Consider the following 21,059-nt stretch of genomic DNA (forward strand, 5'->3'; position numbering starts at 1 on the left):
TTTAGAAATAAACAAATGATTTCCAGAAGTACCATAGACCGAGTTTTTGAAGCTGCAAGAGTAGAAGAGGTTATAGGTGAATTTGTACAGCTTAAAAAAGCAGGAAGTAACTTTAAAGGTTTAAGTCCGTTTGCAGACGAAAAATCACCATCATTTATGGTATCTCCTGTAAAGCAAATCTGGAAAGATTTTTCTACAGGTAAAGGGGGTAATGCCGTTTCATTTTTAATGGAACACGAACATTACACTTACCCAGAAGCTTTAAAATGGCTAGCAAAAAAGTACAATATAGAAATCGAAGAAACTGAGCAAACATCAGAAGAAAAAGCTCAGATGAACGAAAGAGAAAGTATGTTTTTGGTATCTAGTTTTGCCAGAGACTATTTTCATAACACAATGCTAAATACAAATCAAGGTAAAGCCATTGGTTTAAGCTATTTTAAAGAACGTGGTTTTAGAGAAGAAACCATAAAAAAATTCGATTTAGGATATTGTATAGACGAGTGGGATAATTTTACCAAAGCAGCTTTAGACAAAGGTTACGATTTAAAATATTTAGCAGCAACAGGTTTAACCATTGTAAAAGAAAACAAACAATTCGATCGTTTTAAAGGGCGTGTAATGTTTCCTATACATTCTATGTCTGGTCGAATTTTGGGTTTTGGAGGTCGAATTTTAACTGCTGATAAAAAAGCTGCAAAATATCTAAACTCTCCTGAAAGCGAAATTTATCATAAGAGCAAAATTCTTTACGGAATTTATCAAGCTAAAAAAGAAATTGCCAAACAAGACAACTGTTTTTTAGTAGAAGGATATACAGATGTAATTTCTTTTCATCAATCTGGTATAGAGAATGTTGTGGCTTCTTCTGGTACAGCATTAACATCAGATCAAATACGGTTAATAAACAGATTAACTAAAAACATTACAGTTCTTTTTGATGGTGATGCAGCAGGAATTAGAGCTTCTATTCGTGGAATAGATTTAATTCTAGAACAAGGAATGAACGTAAAAGTAGTTCAATTTCCTGATGGAGAAGATCCAGATAGTTTTGCAAAAGCACATTCTAATGCAGAATTAAAAGCGTATTTAGACACTTCTGCTCAAGATTTTATCAACTTTAAAGTGTCTATGCTCTTAAAGGATTCAGACAACGATCCTATAAAAAAAGCGAGTGTAATTCGAGATATTGTTAGCAGTATTTCTAAAATTCCAGATTCAATTCAGCGTGAAGTTTATGTGCAAGAATGTTCTAGAATTATGGAAATTTCAGAACGTGTTTTGTTTAGTGAATTAGCTCAATTGCTAAAGAAAAATCTACAAGAAAAAGCGAAAGCAAGTAAAAAGCAAAGCGCTCCACAACAAGACCCAAATGAGCCACCTCCAGAATATTTTATGGAGCAAGAACATGCACAAATGGGTTTGGTAAAAGGGGGCAGTATTTCTTCTCAAAAAGTAGATCAATTATCAATCTTAGAAAACGAAATTATTAGATTGTTACTTTTATTTGGTAACGAAGAAGTTGAGTTTTCTGAAGAAATTGTAAATATTGATGAAAACGATAAAGAAACCATTACCATTAGAAAATATTTAAATACAGTTTCTGCAGAAATTTATGTGCATTTGCACGATGATGAAATTGAGTTTTCGAACGCTACTTTTCAAGAAATTTATAACGAGATTATTCATCAATTAAATCAATTAGAAAAAGTAGATATTGATGGTTTAATCAATCATAAAAATTCTGAAATAGCCAATACAGTAACTTCTATTTTAATGGACGAAGAGAAGCATCAATTAAGCAATTGGGAAGCTCAAAACATATTTGTAACTGGTGCACTAGAAGTTTTAAAGAAAGCTGTTAATGATGCTGTTTTTAATTTACGACGAATTTTAATTGGCGAAAAAATTGATGAATTAATGAAAGAAGCAACAGAAAATGAAGCCATTCATATCGATTTAGAAACCATTAGAAATTACACAAATCTAAAAATGCGACTTTTTGAAAAGCTAAATAGAGTGGTGTAATTTATAATTAAGTTCAACTCAATAAAGAATACTTACAAACTTGCGGAAAAACACACTTTATGTAAATCTTTAGCCCCTAAACACGTATTTAATCTTTGAAAATAATTGTATATATTTGATAGTCTGAATTTTAGGAATTGCATTCTTTTGCGTCTAAACTTTTGTAATGTTATTAAATGTTTAAAAAGGGGGTTTTTCCTGTGTAGAGTTTTTCTTTCATTAATTTCTTTTGTGTACATTTGTTGTACGAAAAAGAACAAAAAGACTATTATGAAAAAAGTATTACAAATTTTAAAAATCATTTTTATGTTCATTTCATTGCCTTTCGAGATTTCTAAAGGATCTAAAAGAAGAGCTCACGTGAAAATTAAAAAAATGATGATTGCAGCTAACCTACTTTAACGAGTAGCCAAAAAGTTTCACAAAAAAATACCTTAACAAAACCAAGTTAAGGTATTTTTTTTGTGATATGGTATTAGAATTGATGAAAAGACAATTCTAACAAATTCTTAAATGTGACTAAAGTTTAAATTTATGCGTCTAAATAAGTAGACAATATCATTTAAATGAAAATAACTTTACTTTTTAAAATTCTTTTACACCTTGTAATGCTTCCTTTTCAAATTTCTAAAGGTTCTAAAAGAAGAGCGCATAAAAAAATTAAAAAATTAATGGTAACTGCAAATTTACTTTAAACTTTCTGGTATTTCACAAACGGGTATAGGTTGCATTTTATGCTGATTAATGGTATTTAATCTTGTGTAAATTTTAAATACTTCTTGCTCTCTATCTTTAAAATCATCTACAGTTTTACCTTTATCTTGCATTTTCATTGCCCATTCTAACTCATCATAAGATGCACCAATTTGGTCTTCATCAGTTCTACTATCACCAAACAAACCATCTGTAGGTTGAGCAACTTGTATAGAATTTGGCACACCTAAATAAGCTGCTAACTCATACACTTCAGATTTCATTAAATCTGCAATGGGACTTAAATCTACACCTCCATCACCATATTTTGTGTAAAAACCAACACCAAAATCTTCTACTTTATTTCCTGTTCCTGCAACTAAAGCACTATTTATACCTGCTAAATAATACAAAGTAGTCATTCTAATTCTTGCTCTAGTATTGGCTAAAGACAAATCTACTTTAGCTTTATCGTCTATAGAAGGCACTGCACTTTTAAAATCTTCGAAAGTAGAGGTTAAATCTACTCTAACTTCACTAACATTATCAAAGCGTTTTTTTAATTGTGCTATATGTTCTTCTGCTCTAGAAACTTGACTAGCTGCTTGGTGTATAGGCATTTCTACACACAAAGTTGGCAAACCTGTTTTTGCACATAAAGTGGATGTTAATGCAGAATCTATTCCTCCAGAAACTCCAACAACAAAACCTTTTACTTTTGCATTAATTGCATAATCTTTTAACCAATTGATGATGTATTCAGCTACTTTTTCGGTTTTCATTGATAAACTATTTTAGTATTTTTATCGTTCTTTAATTCAATGACTAAGATACAAAGAATATGAGATTTTTTTTTGCAGTTTTAATGGTTTTCTGTTTGTTTTTTTCATGTTCTGATAAAAAACAGCAAAAAATAGATGTTTCTAATGTAAAAGTAGACTTTTCTGTAAACAGATATGAGGTAGATTTTTACAATGCAACCAGAACAACGCTGCCAAATGTTAAGCAAAAATATCCATATTTATTTCCTGATGCATTTACAGATAGTTTAGCTTTGGTAAAAATTAATGACAAAGACGAGCAAGAATTGTTTGCAGAAACTCAGAAAATTTATGCAGATTTTTCTGATGTAAAAGCACAACTTACATCACTTTTTAAGTATGTAAAACACTACAATCCGAAGTTTAAAACACCTAATGTAGTTACACTTTTAAGTAATATAGATTATGAGAGTAGAGTAATTTATGCAGATAGTTTATTGCTAATTTCTTTAGATGTTTATTTGGGGAATACACATCGATTTTATGCAGATTATCCTAAGTATATTAAAGAAAATAATACCAAAGAACATTTAATTGTAGATGTTGCAAATGCTATTATAGCAAAACAAATGCATCCTTCTTTAAAAAGAAGATTTATAGATAAAATGATTTATGAAGGGAAAAAATTATATCTATTAAATGCGTATTTGCCCGAAGTTTCTAGTCGAGAAAAAATTGGTTTTGCAGAAGATAAATACAATTGGGCAATTGCTAATGAAGAACAAGTTTGGATGTATTTTATCGATAAAAAGCTATTGTTTAGTACAGATACTAAACTAAATCAAAGGTTTTTAGACAATGCCCCGTTTTCTAAATTTTATATGGCAGAAGATAATTTATCTCCTGGTAGAATAGGAGTTTGGTTCGGTTGGCAAATTGTAAATTCTTATATGCAACATAATGATGTATCTTTGCAAGAATTATTAAAAATGGATGAAGATATAATTTTTACAAAATCTAAATACAAACCCAAAAGATAATGGCTGTTAAACATAATTCTGAAGTAAAATTTAAAATAGGTTTAGACGAAAATAAAGTTCCTGAAGCAATTTCTTGGACTGCAAAAGATGGTGGAATTGATAAAGAAACTTCGAAAGCAGTAATGATTTCTGTTTGGGATCATAAGAAAAAAGACACTTTACGTATGGATTTGTGGACCAAAGATATGCCTGTAGATGAAATGAAACAGTTTTATCATCAAACTTTAGTTTCTATGGCAGATACTTTTGAAAGGGCTACAGACGATCAAAAAATGAGTGCAACAATGCGCGATTTTTGCGATTACTTTGCAGAAAAATTAGAACTTAAAAAATAAGGTTTATCCTTTTTTTATTTGATTGATGATATTTGTGTAATCTTCAGGATTATTTACAAAATCGAGTTCAGAAACATCAATTACTAAGGTGTTTAAGTTTTGCTGCGTGCTTATAAAACTTTTATAACCATCGTGAATTTTTTGTAGATAAGAAGCTTCTATATTTTGCTCATAATCTCTACCACGTTTTTTAATGTTTTGTAAAAGTCTGTCTGTATTTTGGTATAAATACACATACAAATCGGGTTTTGTAATTTCTTTGTACATTAAATCGAACATTTTTCTGTACAATAAATATTCATCTTTATGTAAGGTGATTTGAGCAAAAATTAACGATTTAAAAATATAATAATCAGAAACTACGAAGTTTTTAAACAAGTCTAATTGCGCCAAATCATCTGATAATTGTTGATAACGATCTGCCAAAAAACTCATTTCTAAAGGAAAAGCATAGCGTTCTTTGTCTTCGTAAAATTTGGGTAAAAACGGATTATCAGCAAAACGTTCCAATACAATTTTAGCATTAAACTCATCAGACATCATTTTAGAAAGTGATGTTTTACCTGCACCAATATTCCCTTCTATAGCAATATAATTGTATTTTTCTGATATAGGAATTGGACGTTTTAATCTCTCTGAAATCACAGAAATTTCAGAAGAATCAACGCAATTTTGCAAACAAACCGATATTTTTTGTTTTTCTATAGGATGAATAATAGAACCTGCAATTTCTGATAATGGAACCATGACAAAATTGCGTTCTAGCATTTTAGAGTGAGGTACAATCAGTGTTTTAGAAAAGATAATTTCATCATCGAACAATAAAATATCAATATCTATATTACGATCTGCGTAACCTGTTGTTTTATTACGTTCTCTACCTAAATCACTTTCAATATTTAAGAGAATTTGCATCAATTTTTCTGGAGGATGATAAGTAGTAACTTTTAAGCAGATGTTATAAAAATCATCACTATCAAAACCCCAAGAAGCCGTTTTGTAAACTGAAGAAATTTTAAGAACAGCACCTATTTTATCAGCAATTAAATCTATTGCTTTTTGTAGGTTTTCCAATTTATTTCCTTGGTTTGTTCCTAAAGATAAATAAGTAATTCTTTGAATTTTCATAAGAAACACAAAGAAACGAAAAAGCATAAAAAAATCGCCAATTATCATTGGCGATTTTTACTATCATTTTAAAAAGATACTGAAACGAGTTCAGTATAAAATTTAATCTTCTTTTCTTTCTCTAGGTTTACGATCATCACGTCTGTTATCACGTCCACGATTATCTCTACCTCTGTTGTTGTCTCTTCCACGATTGTTATCTCTAGGTGGTCTTTCTTTAAAACCTTCTGGTTTTGGTAAAATTGCTTTTCTAGAAACTTTTTCTTTACGCGTTCTTGGATCAATCCCGAAATATTTTACATCTAAAACATCACCTAAATTAACAACGTCTGTTACATTATCTGTACGTTCCCAAGCTAATTCGCTTACGTGTAATAAAACTTCGTTTCCTGGAGCTTCTGTATATTCTACAACAGCACCAAAATCTAACATTTTAATTACTTTTACTTCGTAAACAGAACCTTTTTCAGGTTTAAATAACATTGATTCTATTTTAGCAATTACAGCATCCATTCCAGCTGGTTTAGTTCCTAAAATTTCAATAATACCTTCTTCTGTTACTGGGTCTTCTGTAATTACAATTGTAGTTTCAGTTTCTTTTTGTAATTCTTGAATATGTTTACCACCTGGACCAATAAATGCACCAATCATATCATTAGGGATACGTCTTGTTATCATTTTTGGAGCATGAGCTTTTACATCAGTATTAGGTGTTTCTATTGTATCTGTTAATTTCTTTAAGATATGTAAACGACCTTCTCTGGCTTGTTTTAATGCGTTTACTAAAATCTCGTAACTTAATCCTTTGATTTTAATATCCATTTGACAAGCTGTAATACCATCTGCAGTACCTGTAACTTTAAAGTCCATATCACCTAAATGATCTTCATCACCTAAAATATCAGATAAAACTGCATAATTATCACCATCAGAAATTAATCCCATAGCAATACCAGAAACTGGTTTTTTTAATTGTACACCTGCATCCATTAACGCCATTGTTCCAGAACAAACAGTTGCCATAGAAGAAGAACCATTAGATTCTAATACTTCACTTACAACTCTTACAGTATAAGGACAATCTGCAGGAATCATTCCTTTTAATGCTCTTTGAGCTAAATTTCCATGCCCCACTTCACGTCTAGAAGTTCCTCTTAAAGGACGAGCTTCACCTGTTGAAAAAGGAGGGAAGTTATAATGTAAATAGAATGTTTCTTCACCTTCGAAAGATGGCATATCTATTTGGTTTGCTTCTCTACTTGTACCTAAAGTAACTGTTGCTAATGCTTGAGTTTCTCCACGAGTAAAGATTGATGAACCATGTGTAGATGGTAAGTAATCTACCTCGCACCAAATTGGTCTAATCTCGTCAGTTTTACGGCCATCTAAACGTAAACCTTCTTTTAACGTTAAATCACGAATTGCAATTTTTTGAGCTTTTGCAATATACTTAGAAATTAACTTACCATATTCTTCTTGCTCTTCTTCAGAAAAAGAGTTTACTACTTCTTCTTTAATTTCGCTAAAAGCAGCACTTCTTTCATGCTTTGCAGAACCTGCTTTAGCAATTTCGTAAGTTTTATCGTATACTAAATCGTGAATTTTAGCAGCTAATTCTTCATCAGAAGCTTCTGTAGTATATTCACGAGTTTCTTTTTTGCCAAATGCTTCTGCTAATGCAACTTGAGCAGCACATTGTACTTTAATAGCTTCGTGCGCAAATTTAATTGCTTCTGCCATTTCTTCTTCAGAAATTTCATCCATTTCACCTTCTACCATCATTACTGAATCTGCAGAGGCACCAATCATCATGTCAATATCAGCTTCTGCTAATTGAGCTCTTGTTGGGTTAATTACAAACTCGCCATTTACTCTACCCACTCTTACTTCAGAAATTGGGCACTCGAATGGTAAATCTGATAATTGAATAGCAGCAGATGCAGCTAAACCAGCCATTGCATCTGGCATAACATCGTCATCATGAGACATCATCTGAATCATAACTTGTGTTTCTGCGTGATAATCTTTTGGGAATAATGGACGTAAAACACGGTCTACTAAACGCATTGTTAATACTTCTCCATCACTTGGTCTTGCTTCTCTTTTAAAGAATCCTCCAGGGTAACGTCCTGCAGCAGCAAATTTTTCTCTATAATCTACAGTTAATGGTAAAAAATCTACATCTGCTTGTTGATAATTTGACACTACTGTACATAGTAACATACATTTTCCTGATTGTACAACAACTGAACCGTGAGCTTGTTTTGCTAATTTACCGGTTTCTAATGAGATAGTTCTTCCATCTCCAAGGTCTATGACCTCTCTAAATACTTTTGGAATCATAAAATTTTTAAATTCTAATTTTTAATTTGTTTGTTGTTGTGTTGTAGTTGTTGTGTGTTTTTCCAATGGAAATTCAAAAGGGTTGTTACTTCTCTTGATTTTTTTATGAGATTCTGTTTGTTAGGCAGAATAAATACTTTTTATTGATTCCTGTTTTTGCAGGAATGATAGGTTTTCGACTTGAAACAAGTTTCAAGACATTTACCAATAAAAAAGAGGCACGTTTATAGAGCCTCTTTTTGTTAAGAAATTATTTTCTAATTCCTAATTCTTTAATAATTGCACGATATCTTGCAATATCTTTTTTCTTTAAGTAATCTAATAAACTTCTACGTTTACCTACCATCATTACTAAAGAACGCTCTGTATTAAAATCTTTACGATTTGCTTTTAAGTGCTCTGTTAAGTGGTTGATTCTGTGTGTGAATAACGCAATTTGACCTTCTGAAGAACCAGTATCATTTTTTCCTTTACCGTGTTTTTCGAAGATACCTTCTTTAATTTCTTTTGTTAAGTACATGCCAATATTATTTAAATGATTTTTATGTATATCAATGATATTTTCATTGAAGCTGCAAATATAGAATTATTTTTTTAAAGAAAACCAATAAAAGGTTCACTTTTATTGGTTTATATAACTTGTAAAGTTTTAGCTTTCTAAGCTTCTACTTCTGTTCTTATTGGTAAATTCTGAATTAAATCGATATATAGATTTACTTGTTTCTTTAGGTGTTTGCGTTCATAAATGGCATCTAAAAAACCATGTTCTAAAACAAATTCAGATTTTTGAAAACCTTCTGGTAATTCTTTACCTGTTGTATCTTTTACCACTCTTGGTCCTGCAAATGCAATTAATGCATTTGGTTCTGCAATATTAATATCGCCTAACATTGCGTAAGAAGCTGTTGTACCACCAGTTGTTGGGTCTGTACATAAAGAAATGTAAGGTATTTTTACTTCTGCTAATTGTGCTAATTTTGCTGACGTTTTTACCAATTGCATTAAAGAAAGCGATGCTTCCATCATTCTAGCTCCACCAGATTTAGAGATCATTAAAAAAGGAATTCTATTTTCTATAGAGTAATTAATTGCACGTGCAATTTTTTCTCCAACAACAGAACCCATAGAACCACCAATAAAAGCAAAATCCATAGCAGCAATAACAATATCTTTTCCTAAAGATTTACCAACTGCTGTTCTTACAGCGTCTTTTAATTTTGTTTTTTCTTGTGCCGCTTTTAATCTGTCAGGATATTTTTGAGTGTCTTCGAATTTTAAAGGGTCTTTAGAAGTCAATTTTTCGTTTAATTCTTCAAACTTATTATCATCAAAAAATAATTCGAAATATTCTTTACTACCAATTCTTACATGGTAACCATCTTCTGGACTAACATATAAGTTCTTTTTTAATTCTTCTGTATCTATAATTTTACCACTAGGCGTTTTATACCATAGACCTTTGGGTGTGTCTTTTTTGTCTTCTGTAGCAGTTTGTATTCCTTTATCAGTTCTTTTAAACCAAGCACTCATAGATTTGTTTGTTTAAAATTATATTTGTTTAATGGTTTCTTTTTTAAGAGAAACGGATTACAAATGTAAAAGATTTTTTATGAAGTATTTATAGCAAACAAAAAAAAAGCATTTTGATTTAATCAAAATGCTTTTTTAATAATTTTATTTATAAAATATTATAGCGTATCTACGTTATTTAAGTCTGCAAAAGCTTGCTTTAAACGAGCTTTAAAAGTTTCTTCACCTAAACGTAACCATTTTCTTGGGTCGTAATATTTTTTGTTTGGTTGGTCTGCACCTTCTGGATTACCAATTTGAGTTGCTAAATAATCTGCTTTACCTTGCATATAATCTCTAATGCCTTCTGTAAAAGCAAATTGTAAATCAGTATCTATATTCATTTTAATTACACCATAACCAATAGCTTCTCTAATTTCTTCTAAAGTAGAACCAGAACCACCATGGAATACAAAATCGATATGATTTTCTTCTACACCGTATTTTTTAGTGATAAATTCTTGAGAATTCTTTAAAATTTTTGGTGTTAATTTTACATTACCTGGTTTGTAAACTCCATGTACGTTACCAAATGCAGCTGCAATAGTAAATTGCGGAGATACTTTCATTAACTCTTCATAAGCATAAGCTACTTCTTCTGGTTGTGTGTACAATTTAGAAACATCTACATCAGAATTATCTACACCATCTTCTTCACCACCAGTAATACCTAATTCAATTTCTAAAGTCATACCCATTTTGCTCATTCTAGCTAAGTATGTTTTACAAATTTCCATATTTTCTTCTATAGGTTCTTCAGATAAATCAATCATATGAGAACTGTAAAGAGGTTTTCCTGTTTCTTCGAAGTGTTTTTCTGATGCATCTAATAATCCATCAATCCAAGGTAATAATTTCTTAGCACAGTGGTCTGTATGTAAAATTACAGGAACTCCGTAAGCTACTGCTAATTCATTAACGTGTTTTGCACCAGCAATACCACCAGCAATAGCAGCTTTTTGATTTTCGTTAGATAAACCTTTTCCTGCATTGAATTGCGCACCTCCATTAGAAAATTGAATAATTACAGGCGAGTTTAATTCTTTTGCTGTTTCTAAAACACTATTAATTGTATTAGAACCAATTACATTAACTGCTGGTAAAGCAAATCCTTTTTCCTTAGCATAATTAAAAATTTCTTGTACTTCTTTTCCTGTTGCTACACCAGGTTTAATATTATGACCCATTTTTTAGTTTTTTAATTGAAATTATTTATCAAAAATACTAAATTTAGTAGGCTTTTTTATAAAAAGAGTGCATAAAATAACGAAAACGTTATCTTTTTTTAGAAAGGATAATTGATACCTATATTGTACACAGCATCATTAAATGTGTAATTTTTAAACCATTTATTGCCATCTAAGTAGGGTTCGTAGGTTTTAAAACCAACATCTAAACGAATTATTAAGAAGTTAAAATCTAATCTTGCACCAAAACCAGAACCAACTGCAATATTTTTGAATGATGATAAATTGTTAAACTTTGCATCATCTTCTATAAAATTTGAACCAGAAATATCCCAAATGTTACCAGCATCAACAAAAATGGCGCCTTTTAATCTGCTAACAACATCAAAACGATATTCTGCACTTGTTAAAAATTTAAAACTACCCACATTGTATTCTAAACCAGAATCTCTTGCTCCAGGACCAAGTTCGTAGGTTTGCCAAGCTCTAATATCATTAGAACCCCCTGCAAAGTAACTTTTTGTAAAAGGGATGTCTGAGTTATCATAAGTAATAATTGCACCTAAAAATGTTCTAAAAGCAAAAACAGAATTACCAGTACCAAGTGTCCAGAATTTTTTATATTCAATGTCAGTTTTAAAATATTCTGCTAAAGGAATGCCCAATAACGTTTTTTTACCATTTGCATTTTTGTTTTTTGATAAAAGCCCTAAAATATTTCCAGAATTGGCAAGTCTAACTCTAAAGAAAGAAAAGTTATTGTCTTTAAAATCTGATTGATTATTGTAAGTATAATTATAAGCAATTGTAGGAATTAAAAAATCTGAAGTAATAATATTATATCTGTCTAAAATATTTAATGTGTTGTTAAATTCTTCTGGATTTGAGCTTTGAAAATCGTTATCATTTGCAACAGTATTCATAAAAGAAATGGCTTCTTCTGGTAAATCTAAGGTTCTGTCTGTGTTACTGTAATTAAAATTATCATAAGATTGGGCCACTTCATTTAAACTTTCGTATTCAGAATTGTAAATGGTAAAGAAACTATTAACATTTAAATTTTGAATATACTGTGCGTTAATTACCTCTAATTGTATGGTTTTTTTAGCATCATATTGCCATTTATAATCCGTTAAAAATGTAAAGGTTTGCCTGTCTAAACCAATGTTTTTTTGAAAACTAGAACCTAAAGAAAATAATGTTCTTGGAGACATTTCTTTGGGAACTAATTTACCTAATCCAAAAGGCAACAAAAATCTTGGAATTTCTATAGAAGCATCTGCACCAATTTCCCAACCAGGACCTGTATTAGAATTAAACCAAGAACCTAAAAGCGATAGTTTTAACAATTCTGCACCTTTAAATGTATTTCGATTTGTAATAGAAAATTTACCAGAAACACCAAAATTTCTGATATTAGAATGGGTTAATTCTGTTTCTACACCTAATGTATATTTTTCTAAAGGAGATAAAAAAACATCCATTTTTAACTCATCATTTGTACCAGGAATTGTGCTAAATGTTATGTTGGTAGATTTAAAATTTTGCAAAGATTTTAAATGAGATCTTGTAAGATTTCTAAGTGTATCTTTATAAATTTCGCCAGGTTTTAAAAACAAGGATTGTGATAAATATTTTGGATTGTATTTTAGTTTGCCAAAAGCCGAAAAGTTTATGCCATTATAAGTAGTGGTATCACCAAAAGATTTTCCATTTTTAGTGTAAGAATAATCTGTGATTACATTTACTTCTTTAATGGTGTGTACTTTGTAAGGTTTTTCTTTGTATTGCCCATCTTCATCTATCAACCTATTTGCAGAGATTATAAAATCTACATTGGTTTTGTAATCTGTTCTGGTAGAATCTACGTAAAATCCTAATGCGGATTCTGTAAAATGATAAATTCCTTTATTTCTAAACAGTTTTACAACATTTGCAGCTTCTTTTCTAAAGGTTTGATCTTTGTATTGGTTGCCTGTTTTTAATTCACTTTCTAAATTGGCATTTCTATAAATAGAATCTAAGGCTGGCGATTCTATTTTAATATTTATAGTGTCTAAAATAGTAGGTTTTCCTTTGTTTATAAAATAAGTTACTGTTGCTTTTTTATGAGTAGAATCTCTTTTAATTTTTGCATCTACAGAAGATTTAAAATAACCTTGAGTTTTATAATATGCCCATAAATTGTCTGCAGTTCTTTTAACTTTAAGATCGCTTACAATTTCTGGAGCTTTATAATCTAAAAAAGATTCATTTAGGTTGATAAAAGATTTTGCGTAAGCAATACTTTGTTTTTCAGAAAAAATGCTTTTTACAAAATTATAAGATCGTGGGTTTTCTTTTGCCCATTCTGTAGGAGTTTTTGGTTTATCATGATTTCCTAAATTGTGCAGGTATAAACCTAAAGGCAAACCCAAAAAACGAGGATTTGGTTTTTGTAAAATGTATTTTTGTAATTCAGAACCTTTGGTTTTTGCGCTATCGATAATTATTTCGTTTTTAATAAGCATATGCTCTCCATCATTTACATGTTTTGTAGAATTACATGAAATTAAAAAGAGGATGAATAAAAAATAGAACGAAAGTTTTTTCATTATTTTAGCAGTCCAAAGAATATCAAAAATAATACTTTTTACACGGTTTATTTCCATTTATAAATAATTAATGAATATCACTAAAAATCAACTTAAAACTATAACAAGTTTATCTCAAAAAAAGTATCGACAAAAATACAATTTGTTTATTGCAGAGGGGGTAAAAGTTGTTAATGAACTTTTAAACTCTTCTTTTAAGGTTGATGTTTTATTTGCTACTGATGATTTTGAAACTTCGATTTATAATGATAAAATTATCCGAATTTCGGAAGCTGAATTGCAAAAAATAAGCAAGTTAAAATCGCCCAATAAAGTTTTAGGATTATTTAAAATTCCGGATGAAAAACCGCTTCAAAAAAACGGATTAATTATTGCTTTAGATGCCATTAACGATCCTGGAAATTTAGGTACAATTATTCGTTTGTGCGATTGGTTTGGAGTATCGCAATTAATTTGTTCTAAAGACACTGTAGATTGTTACAACCAAAAAGTTGTGCAAGCAAGTATGGGTTCTTTAACCAGAGTTTCTATAAAATATTTAGATTTAGAAACGTATTTAAATAAAACTACTTTGCCAACCTTTATTGCTGATATGGATGGCGAAAATGTTTACAAATCTGAATTACCAAAAGAAGCCATTTTAATTATGGGTAATGAAGCAAATGGCGTTTCTGATGAAATTAAAAAGTTGATAAAAAATATAATATCTATCCCTAGATTTGGAGAAACTAAAGAAACTGAAAGCTTAAATGTAGCCACTGCAACAGCTGTTTTGTTGAGCGAGTTTAAAAGAAGTTTTGAAGATTAAAAATCAACAATCCTCTTTTTATTCAAATGCAAAATTTAAGAAAATACCACGAGTTCCCATAAAATTTATTGGAGCTGTCCAATTGCTATTTGGGTCATCATCGTATTTTATTTCGTTATTGATGGCAAAAACGCCACGAATGGAAGGAGAGAATTTAAAGAATGATAAATAAATATCAATTCCTATTCCTGCTTCGTACATAAAATTGCTAGTTGTCATTCTAAATTGTCCAGAAGAATTATCATCTTGATTGGCTTCGTTGCTAGAAAAGTTATGATCGTAAGAAATACCAGCTAATAAATATGGGCGAATGTTTTTGTATCTGTCTGTACTAAATTTAAATACCAAAGGAAAATGCAAATATGTAGAACCAATTTCTCTGATACTGTCTTGTGGATTTGCGCTAGAATTTAAGTGCTTAAAAATTATATTTTTCGAGTTACTTACCAAACCTGGCTCTAAACGCAAACTCAAGTTTTTATGCAAACGTAATTCTGCTATTAAACCAACATTAAAGCCATAAGTTGGTTCTACAGTAATATCTGCATCAAAAATGTTGCTATTTCTTAAATTGAGCTTAAAATCATTTTGATTTATTCCTAAATAAAAGCCATAATGTATTTTTCTTTCATCGAAAGTTGGTAGGTTTTCTACACGCTCTCTTTGTGCAAAAAATGTTGCTGAAATCATTAAGAAAAATCCAAAAAGAATAATTTTTTTAATCATTTTTATTTGCTTGCAGTGTAAATTGTGGCAACTCCAAAAGTTACTGGTGTGTCTTTTGTATGTGTAAACCCATTTTTTTGTAAAATATTGTTGAAAGCCTCTCCAAAAGGAAAAGAATTTGCAGATTCTGATAAATAAGAATAAGCAACTTTATCTTTAGAAAACAATTTACCAATAATAGGTAAAAATAGATTTGTGTACAATTTATACCCTTGTTTAAAAGGGAATTTTACAGGATTAGAGGTTTCTAAAATAACCAAAACTCCTGTTGGTTTTAAAACTCTTGCAATTTCTGTTAAACCTTTATTTAAATTGGCAAAATTTCGAACACCAAAAGAAACAGTAATAGCATCGAATGTATTGTCTTTAAAAGGTATAGCTTCAGAATCGCCCACCATCATTTCTATTTTATCAGATAAATCTGCTTTTGCAATTTTTTGTTTTCCTACTTCTAACATTCCTGCAGAAATGTCTAAACCAACAATTCTATCAGGATTTAAATCGGCCATCATTAAAGCCAAATCTCCTGTACCAGTTGCAATATCTAAAATTTGTTTCGGATTGTTTTTGCCAACAATTTCTACAACTTTTTTACGCCATTTAACGTCTATTCCTAAAGAAATTACTCTGTTTAATCCATCGTAATTTTCAGAAATATTATCAAACATTTGGGCAACTTGTTCTTTTTTGCCGAGTTTAGAATCTTTATATGGGTTTATTTTTTCTGCTGACATTCTTATCCGTTAATTGCTACAACTTCGTTAATTTGATTTGGTAACATTTCTTTTAATAAGGTTTCTATTCCGTTTTTTAAAGTTGCAGTAGAAGAAGGGCAACCACTACAAGCGCCTTGTAAAACAACACTTACAACTTTGTTTTGTTCATCATAAGAACGAAACGCAATATTACCTCCATCACCAGCAACAGCAGGTTTTATATATTCATCTAAAATATCTGCAATTTGTGCAGGTACACCTTCTAGTGCTACTTTTGGAGCTGTATTTTCTGTTTTTGTTTCTGTTGATGTTTGATTTGGTAATGCTGCAATAATCGTTTTTCCATCAACTAAATACTCACGAATATAAGTTCTAACTTCAGCAAAAACTTCTTTCCATTCTACCATATCATATTTGGTAACAGAAATATAATTGTCAGAAATAAAAACTTCTTTTACAAACGGAAAATTAAAAATAGCTTGCGCTAATGGCGATGATTTGCTTGCTTCTTCGATGTTTTTAAATTCAACATCGGTTTGTGTTAAAGATTTATTTGTGCCAAATTTCATTACAGCAGGGTTTGGTGTAACTTCTGCATAAACTTCAATGGCTTCTTTTTTGGTTGATGAAGTTTGTTCGTTTACAACAACATTTCCATTAGAAATATAAGCTTCAATTTGTTCTGCAACTTCATCTTGTACATCAATCCATTCTACAATATCAAAACGTTGAATTGCTATGAAGTTAGCAGTAATAAATATCTTTTTTACAAAAGGTAAATAGAATAATTGTTGTGCTAAAGGAGAGTTTTTAGCTTCGTCTATATTAGAAAATTCGTAACTACCTCCGTTTATTAAAATTTTGGTACTGTTAAATTTTAATATGGTATTATTTGTAGTTTCTTGTATGGTAATTTTTGTCTCTTGCATAATCATAATTGTTAGTCGCAAAATTACGCCAAAAAACTGAAATGCAATAAAAAAGACCTTGTATGTTTTAGAAATACAAGGTCTTTTTTAAAAATGTCTTTTGTTATTAAAGGCTTATCGAAATTGTAGCCGTAAAAACTCGGTTATCTAATGTTAAGTCTGCAGCATTTACACCAAAACCAGAATAAAAATTATAAGCAGCAGTTCTGTTGCTATCACTATAAGCAAAATCTACTTTAAAATTACCAAAATTATAGCCACCACCTAAAGAGTAGCCTTGTAAATCGTCAGTTTCTATGGCAGCAATATCTGGGCTTTGTTCAAATTTGTAACCACCCCTTAAACTAAATCTATCAAAACGCCATTCTGTACCAATATTAAAGTTGTGCGTGTTTTTGTAATTGTCTTGAAAGTCTTGGTTTTCTGGAGAAAAATCTGCACCAGAAAGTCTGATGTTTTTGTAATTTTTGTTAGTATAATCGAAACTTAATAATCCTTTTTTCCCAAAAATAAGTGCGCCACTTGCTGTTAATTTACTTGGTGTTTTTAATCGATAGACAAAGCTTTGAATTGGAAAACCACCAAAATCTGTGTTTCTGTAAGTTAAATTACTATTACTTACAACAATTTCTGTATCTCCAAAATAACCATCATTATCGAGTATGTTAGTTTCTTCTATAATTTCTGTAAACCAAGTAGGTGTTTGGTAAGATAATCCGAATCTAAAATTTTGGTTGGCTTTGTAAATAAAACCAACGTTTGCAGAAAAACCTGTTCCTGTAGAAAAGTTTTCTTGGTATAAATATGCATCTAATTCGTTGCCATTAACATCGCTATTAAACTCGGTTAAATTAGATTGCTGACTAAAGTTTAAGTCATAAAAATTAAGCCCTAAACCAACATGTAGTTTATTTTGATGTACAGAAGAAAAACCAACAGAAAATTCACTTAATTCGCCACTGTAATTGTTTTCAAAACGTTGTTCGTCTGCAATATTATAGTTTAAAATTGGATCGTTGTTATCTAAAGGGAATTCATTAAAAGTTGTTACGCCACTGTTACCAGTTGCAAAAAAACTATCATTAAAATCTTTGGTAATTCTGTAGTTAAAACCAATAGCAAATTTTGTCCAATCGCTTTTGTAAGCACTATCAAAAACCAAAACAGCACCAACTTGAGATAAGTTTACGTTTTCGTTTTGAGTTAAAACAGAATTGCCATAATAGTTGGCAGTAATATCAGAATTTCTAGCATTTAAAGTACCTGTAAATAAACTGCTATTAAATACAGTTAAACCTGCAGGATTAATATTTAATGATGAGATATCTCCACCTAATGCTCCAAATGCACCACTCATTGCTGTAAAGCGAGCTGTACCATTATTGTCGTCTTGAGAAAACAAAAGGCCTAAATCTTGGTATCCTAAAGATTGAGAAAAAGACGTAAAAGTTACTGCGAACAAAGCCGCCATTGTAAAAAATCGTTTCATATTGTTTTGAATTTTTTCTAAAGAATTTTATTAATTACCTCTTCTAGATGATGAACTACTGCTAGAACTTCTAGATGATGAAGATGATCTGCTGCTGCTTCTTGTAGATGATGACCTAGATGAGCTTCTTGTAGAAGAAGAACTTGCTCTGCTGCTAGATGATGAACTTCTTGAAGGTGTGTAGCTTCTGCTGTTTCTACTGCTAGTAGAAGATGATCTTCTTGTGCTAGAACTATTGTTTCTAGAACTAGTACTACTTCTTCTGGTTGTTGTACTACTTCTTGTTGGTGTAGATCTACGCGTTGTTGTAGTACTTCTTCTTGTTGTAGAAGAATTTCTAGTAGGAGATGTTGTAATTCTATTTCTACTACTAGTTGTAGTTGATGATCTTCTAGATGTTGTAGAAGTATTTCTTCTGCTAGTATTAATTCTGCTTACACTATTTCTTCTGTTGTAACTATTGTTGTAAGCAATTCTACTACCATAGCTATAGTTTCTGTAATATCTGTTGTTTCTCCAAAATCGATTGTTGTAAAAGTTTGTGTAAAAACCGCCATTCCAACCCCAGTAGTTGTGATAAGGATGCCAATAAGGATTGTATCTCCAGCTTCTGTATCCCCAGAAACGATTGTTCCAATAAGGATCTCCATAATAATTCCAGCCATTAAATACAAACGGATTATAACCAAACCAATAAGGATCTGATATTAAGTTTACATTTACTACAACATCATTATCTTCATAACCCCAAGGCTGATTGGCATCATAACTTAATGTTTCGTCAATAGTTTCATCATCTACATAAGTATCATCATAATCATCAACATCTGTAAATATTTCATTATTATCTATCGTTTGTAAGTTGTTTAGGCTTTTGGTAAAGTAATTGTCTTCGTAATCTTGATAATCATCATCATTAAGAACAATTACTTTTTTCTCTTGTTCTCTAGTTTGCGAATTATCACCATAAATACCATCATCATTATTATTGTAAACACTTTGGTAAGTTCCGCAAGAAACTAACATAACATTAGCCGTTACAAATAAAATCAGTTGGTTTAGCTTTAAGTTTTTATAATGTAGTTTCATAATATTTTATTTTTTGATGTACCTTTATTAATGAAATTTTGCTTTATAAACGTTAAATTATAGTAGTTTTGTATCAATTTTAGAAAAAGATACATTTAACAAAAATTTCACTATAAAGATAACAATATTTGTGCCAAAGATTAAATTATGAGTAAGAAGTTAACGAAAAGAACAGAAGATTATTCTAAATGGTATAATGAATTAGTAGTAAAGGCTGATTTAGCAGAAAACTCTGCAGTAAGAGGTTGTATGGTAATTAAACCTTATGGTTTTGCAATTTGGGAAAAAATGCAGGCTGAATTAGATAGAATGTTTAAAGAAACTGGGCACGAAAATGCCTATTTCCCATTATTTGTTCCTAAAAGTTTGTTCGAGGCAGAAGAAAAAAATGCAGAAGGTTTTGCTAAAGAGTGTGCAGTTGTTACACATTATCGTTTGCAAAATGATCCTGATAATGAAGGTAAACTAAGAGTAGATCCTGAAGCTAAATTAGAAGAAGAATTGGTAGTAAGACCAACTTCTGAAGCAATTATTTGGAATACCTATAAAGGTTGGATTCAATCTTACAGAGATTTACCTTTATTAATAAATCAGTGGGCAAATGTTGTACGTTGGGAAATGAGAACCCGATTGTTTTTAAGAACAGCAGAATTTTTATGGCAAGAAGGGCATACAGCACACGCAACAAGAACTGAGGCAATTACAGAAGCAAAACAAATGCAAGATGTTTATGCAACTTTTGCCGAAACTTTTATGGCTATGCCAGTTGTAAAAGGTGTAAAATCTGATAGTGAACGTTTTGCAGGTGCAGAAGATACGTATACTATAGAAGCATTAATGCAAGATGGTAAGGCGTTACAAGCAGGAACATCGCACTTTTTAGGGCAAAATTTTGCCAAAGCTTTTGATGTAAAATATACATCTAAAGAAGGAAAGCAAGAATATGTTTGGGCCACTTCTTGGGGAGTTTCTACTCGTTTAATAGGTGGATTAATTATGACGCATTCAGATGATAACGGTTTGGTGTTGCCTCCTAAATTAGCTCCAATACAAGTTGTAATTGTTCCTATTTATAAGAATGATGAGCAATTAGAAGCAATTTCAGATAAAGTAAATACAATTGTAAAAGATTTAAGAAAAAAAGGGATTTCTGTTAAGTTTGATGATAGAGATACTTTTAGACCAGGAGCAAAATTTGCAGAATATGAATTAAAAGGAGTGCCAATTAGAATTGCAATTGGTAATCGTGATTTAGAAAATGGAACATTAGAAATTGCCAGAAGAGATACATTTGAAAAGATAACTGTCTCTCAAGATGATGTTATTGCTTACGTAGAAAATCTTTTAGAAGAAATTCAAGAAAACTTGTTTAATAAAGCTATTGAGTATAGAAAAGAATATACTACAGTTGTAAACGATTTTAAAGAATTTAAAAAGGCAATTAAAAAAGGAGGTTTTGTTTCTGCTCACTGGGATGGAACAGAAGAAACAGAAGACAGAATAAAAGAATACACAAAAGCAACCATTAGATGTATACCAAATGACGCAAAAGAAGAAGTTGGAGCTTGTGTTTTAACGGGTAAACCATCAACAAAAAGAGTGCTTTTTGCAAAGGCATATTAAT

General features: G+C 30.6%; 18 protein-coding genes. 6 read left to right on the top strand and 12 right to left on the bottom strand.

The window, feature by feature from the left end:
• The first annotated feature begins 15 nt into the window (after positions 1 to 15).
• Together dnaG and ACWYN7_RS01085 are read left to right on the top strand one after the other, a co-directional pair.
• A complete protein-coding gene (gene dnaG, locus ACWYN7_RS01080; protein WP_462857999.1) occupies positions 16 to 2,028 on the top strand; it encodes a DNA primase in 2,013 nt (670 codons plus the stop codon).
• A gap of 270 nt (positions 2,029 to 2,298) precedes the next feature.
• Positions 2,299 to 2,430 carry a hypothetical protein gene (locus tag ACWYN7_RS01085; protein WP_462858000.1) on the top strand — a complete coding sequence of 44 codons (132 nt, stop codon included), beginning with the start codon at positions 2,299 to 2,301 and terminating at the stop codon, positions 2,428 to 2,430.
• Positions 2,431 to 2,714: 284 nt separating this feature from the next.
• Here the strand turns inward: ACWYN7_RS01085 and nadE are convergent, their stop codons facing one another.
• On the bottom strand, positions 2,715 to 3,503 hold the full coding sequence (nadE, locus tag ACWYN7_RS01090; RefSeq protein ID WP_462858001.1) for an NAD(+) synthase: 789 nt from the start codon (positions 3,501 to 3,503) through the stop codon (positions 2,715 to 2,717).
• Positions 3,504 to 3,562: 59 nt separating this feature from the next.
• On the opposite strand from nadE, the gene gldB reads away from it, so the two are divergent.
• The gene (gldB, locus tag ACWYN7_RS01095) at positions 3,563 to 4,522 is read left to right on the top strand and encodes a gliding motility lipoprotein GldB (RefSeq protein ID WP_462858002.1); all 960 of its coding nucleotides are present in this window, start codon (positions 3,563 to 3,565) and stop codon (positions 4,520 to 4,522) included.
• Positions 4,522 to 4,857, top strand: a complete 336-nt coding sequence (gene gldC, locus ACWYN7_RS01100; RefSeq protein ID WP_068362779.1) for a gliding motility protein GldC — start codon at positions 4,522 to 4,524, stop codon at positions 4,855 to 4,857. Before gldB ends, gldC begins: the two co-directional genes overlap by 1 nt.
• Before the next feature lie 3 nt (positions 4,858 to 4,860).
• Here gldC and folK read toward each other — a convergent pair whose 3' ends face one another.
• From folK to tamL, 6 genes are all read right to left on the bottom strand, one after another.
• Positions 4,861 to 5,985 (bottom strand): 2-amino-4-hydroxy-6-hydroxymethyldihydropteridine diphosphokinase, encoded by a 1,125-nt coding sequence (gene folK, locus ACWYN7_RS01105; protein ID WP_462858003.1) that lies wholly within the window; start codon positions 5,983 to 5,985, stop codon positions 4,861 to 4,863.
• A gap of 102 nt (positions 5,986 to 6,087) precedes the next feature.
• Entirely contained in the window at positions 6,088 to 8,328 is a 2,241-nt protein-coding gene (locus ACWYN7_RS01110) for a polyribonucleotide nucleotidyltransferase (protein WP_462858004.1), read from the bottom strand.
• Between the two features lie 250 nt (positions 8,329 to 8,578).
• Positions 8,579 to 8,848 (bottom strand): 30S ribosomal protein S15, encoded by a 270-nt coding sequence (gene rpsO / locus ACWYN7_RS01115; RefSeq protein WP_462858005.1) that lies wholly within the window; start codon positions 8,846 to 8,848, stop codon positions 8,579 to 8,581.
• Positions 8,849 to 8,985: 137 nt separating this feature from the next.
• Positions 8,986 to 9,858 (bottom strand): acetyl-CoA carboxylase, carboxyltransferase subunit beta, encoded by an 873-nt coding sequence (gene accD / locus ACWYN7_RS01120; RefSeq protein ID WP_462858006.1) that lies wholly within the window; start codon positions 9,856 to 9,858, stop codon positions 8,986 to 8,988.
• A 158-nt stretch (positions 9,859 to 10,016) separates the two neighbouring features.
• Positions 10,017 to 11,084, bottom strand: a complete 1,068-nt coding sequence (fbaA, locus tag ACWYN7_RS01125) for a class II fructose-bisphosphate aldolase (RefSeq protein ID WP_462858007.1) — start codon at positions 11,082 to 11,084, stop codon at positions 10,017 to 10,019.
• Between the two features lie 98 nt (positions 11,085 to 11,182).
• Complete coding sequence (gene tamL, locus ACWYN7_RS01130) at positions 11,183 to 13,678, bottom strand: translocation and assembly module lipoprotein TamL (RefSeq protein WP_462858008.1); 2,496 nt, start codon at positions 13,676 to 13,678, stop codon at positions 11,183 to 11,185.
• Between the two features lie 70 nt (positions 13,679 to 13,748).
• Between tamL and ACWYN7_RS01135 the strand changes: the two genes are divergently transcribed.
• Positions 13,749 to 14,486, top strand: a complete 738-nt coding sequence (locus ACWYN7_RS01135; protein WP_462858009.1) for a TrmH family RNA methyltransferase — start codon at positions 13,749 to 13,751, stop codon at positions 14,484 to 14,486.
• An 18-nt stretch (positions 14,487 to 14,504) separates the two neighbouring features.
• On the opposite strand, the gene porT is transcribed toward ACWYN7_RS01135, so the two are convergent.
• From porT to ACWYN7_RS01160, 5 genes are all read right to left on the bottom strand, one after another.
• Complete coding sequence (porT, locus tag ACWYN7_RS01140) at positions 14,505 to 15,212, bottom strand: type IX secretion/gliding motility protein PorT/SprT (protein WP_462858010.1); 708 nt, start codon at positions 15,210 to 15,212, stop codon at positions 14,505 to 14,507.
• A 2-nt stretch (positions 15,213 to 15,214) separates the two neighbouring features.
• The gene (gene ubiE, locus ACWYN7_RS01145) at positions 15,215 to 15,946 is read right to left on the bottom strand and encodes a bifunctional demethylmenaquinone methyltransferase/2-methoxy-6-polyprenyl-1,4-benzoquinol methylase UbiE (protein ID WP_462858011.1); all 732 of its coding nucleotides are present in this window, start codon (positions 15,944 to 15,946) and stop codon (positions 15,215 to 15,217) included.
• Between the two features lie 2 nt (positions 15,947 to 15,948).
• Positions 15,949 to 16,857, bottom strand: coding sequence for a NifU family protein (locus ACWYN7_RS01150; protein WP_462858012.1), 909 nt, complete (start codon positions 16,855 to 16,857; stop codon positions 15,949 to 15,951).
• Positions 16,858 to 16,963: 106 nt separating this feature from the next.
• A complete protein-coding gene (locus ACWYN7_RS01155; RefSeq protein WP_462858013.1) occupies positions 16,964 to 18,346 on the bottom strand; it encodes an OmpP1/FadL family transporter in 1,383 nt (460 codons plus the stop codon).
• A 30-nt stretch (positions 18,347 to 18,376) separates the two neighbouring features.
• Positions 18,377 to 19,435 (bottom strand): hypothetical protein, encoded by a 1,059-nt coding sequence (locus ACWYN7_RS01160; RefSeq protein ID WP_462858014.1) that lies wholly within the window; start codon positions 19,433 to 19,435, stop codon positions 18,377 to 18,379.
• 147 nt (positions 19,436 to 19,582) lie between these two features.
• On the opposite strand from ACWYN7_RS01160, the gene proS reads away from it, so the two are divergent.
• A complete protein-coding gene (proS, locus tag ACWYN7_RS01165; RefSeq protein WP_462858015.1) occupies positions 19,583 to 21,058 on the top strand; it encodes a proline--tRNA ligase in 1,476 nt (491 codons plus the stop codon).
• Position 21,059: the final 1 nt, after the last annotated feature.

The sequence above is a fragment of the Polaribacter sp. M10 genome, from assembly GCF_054968445.1.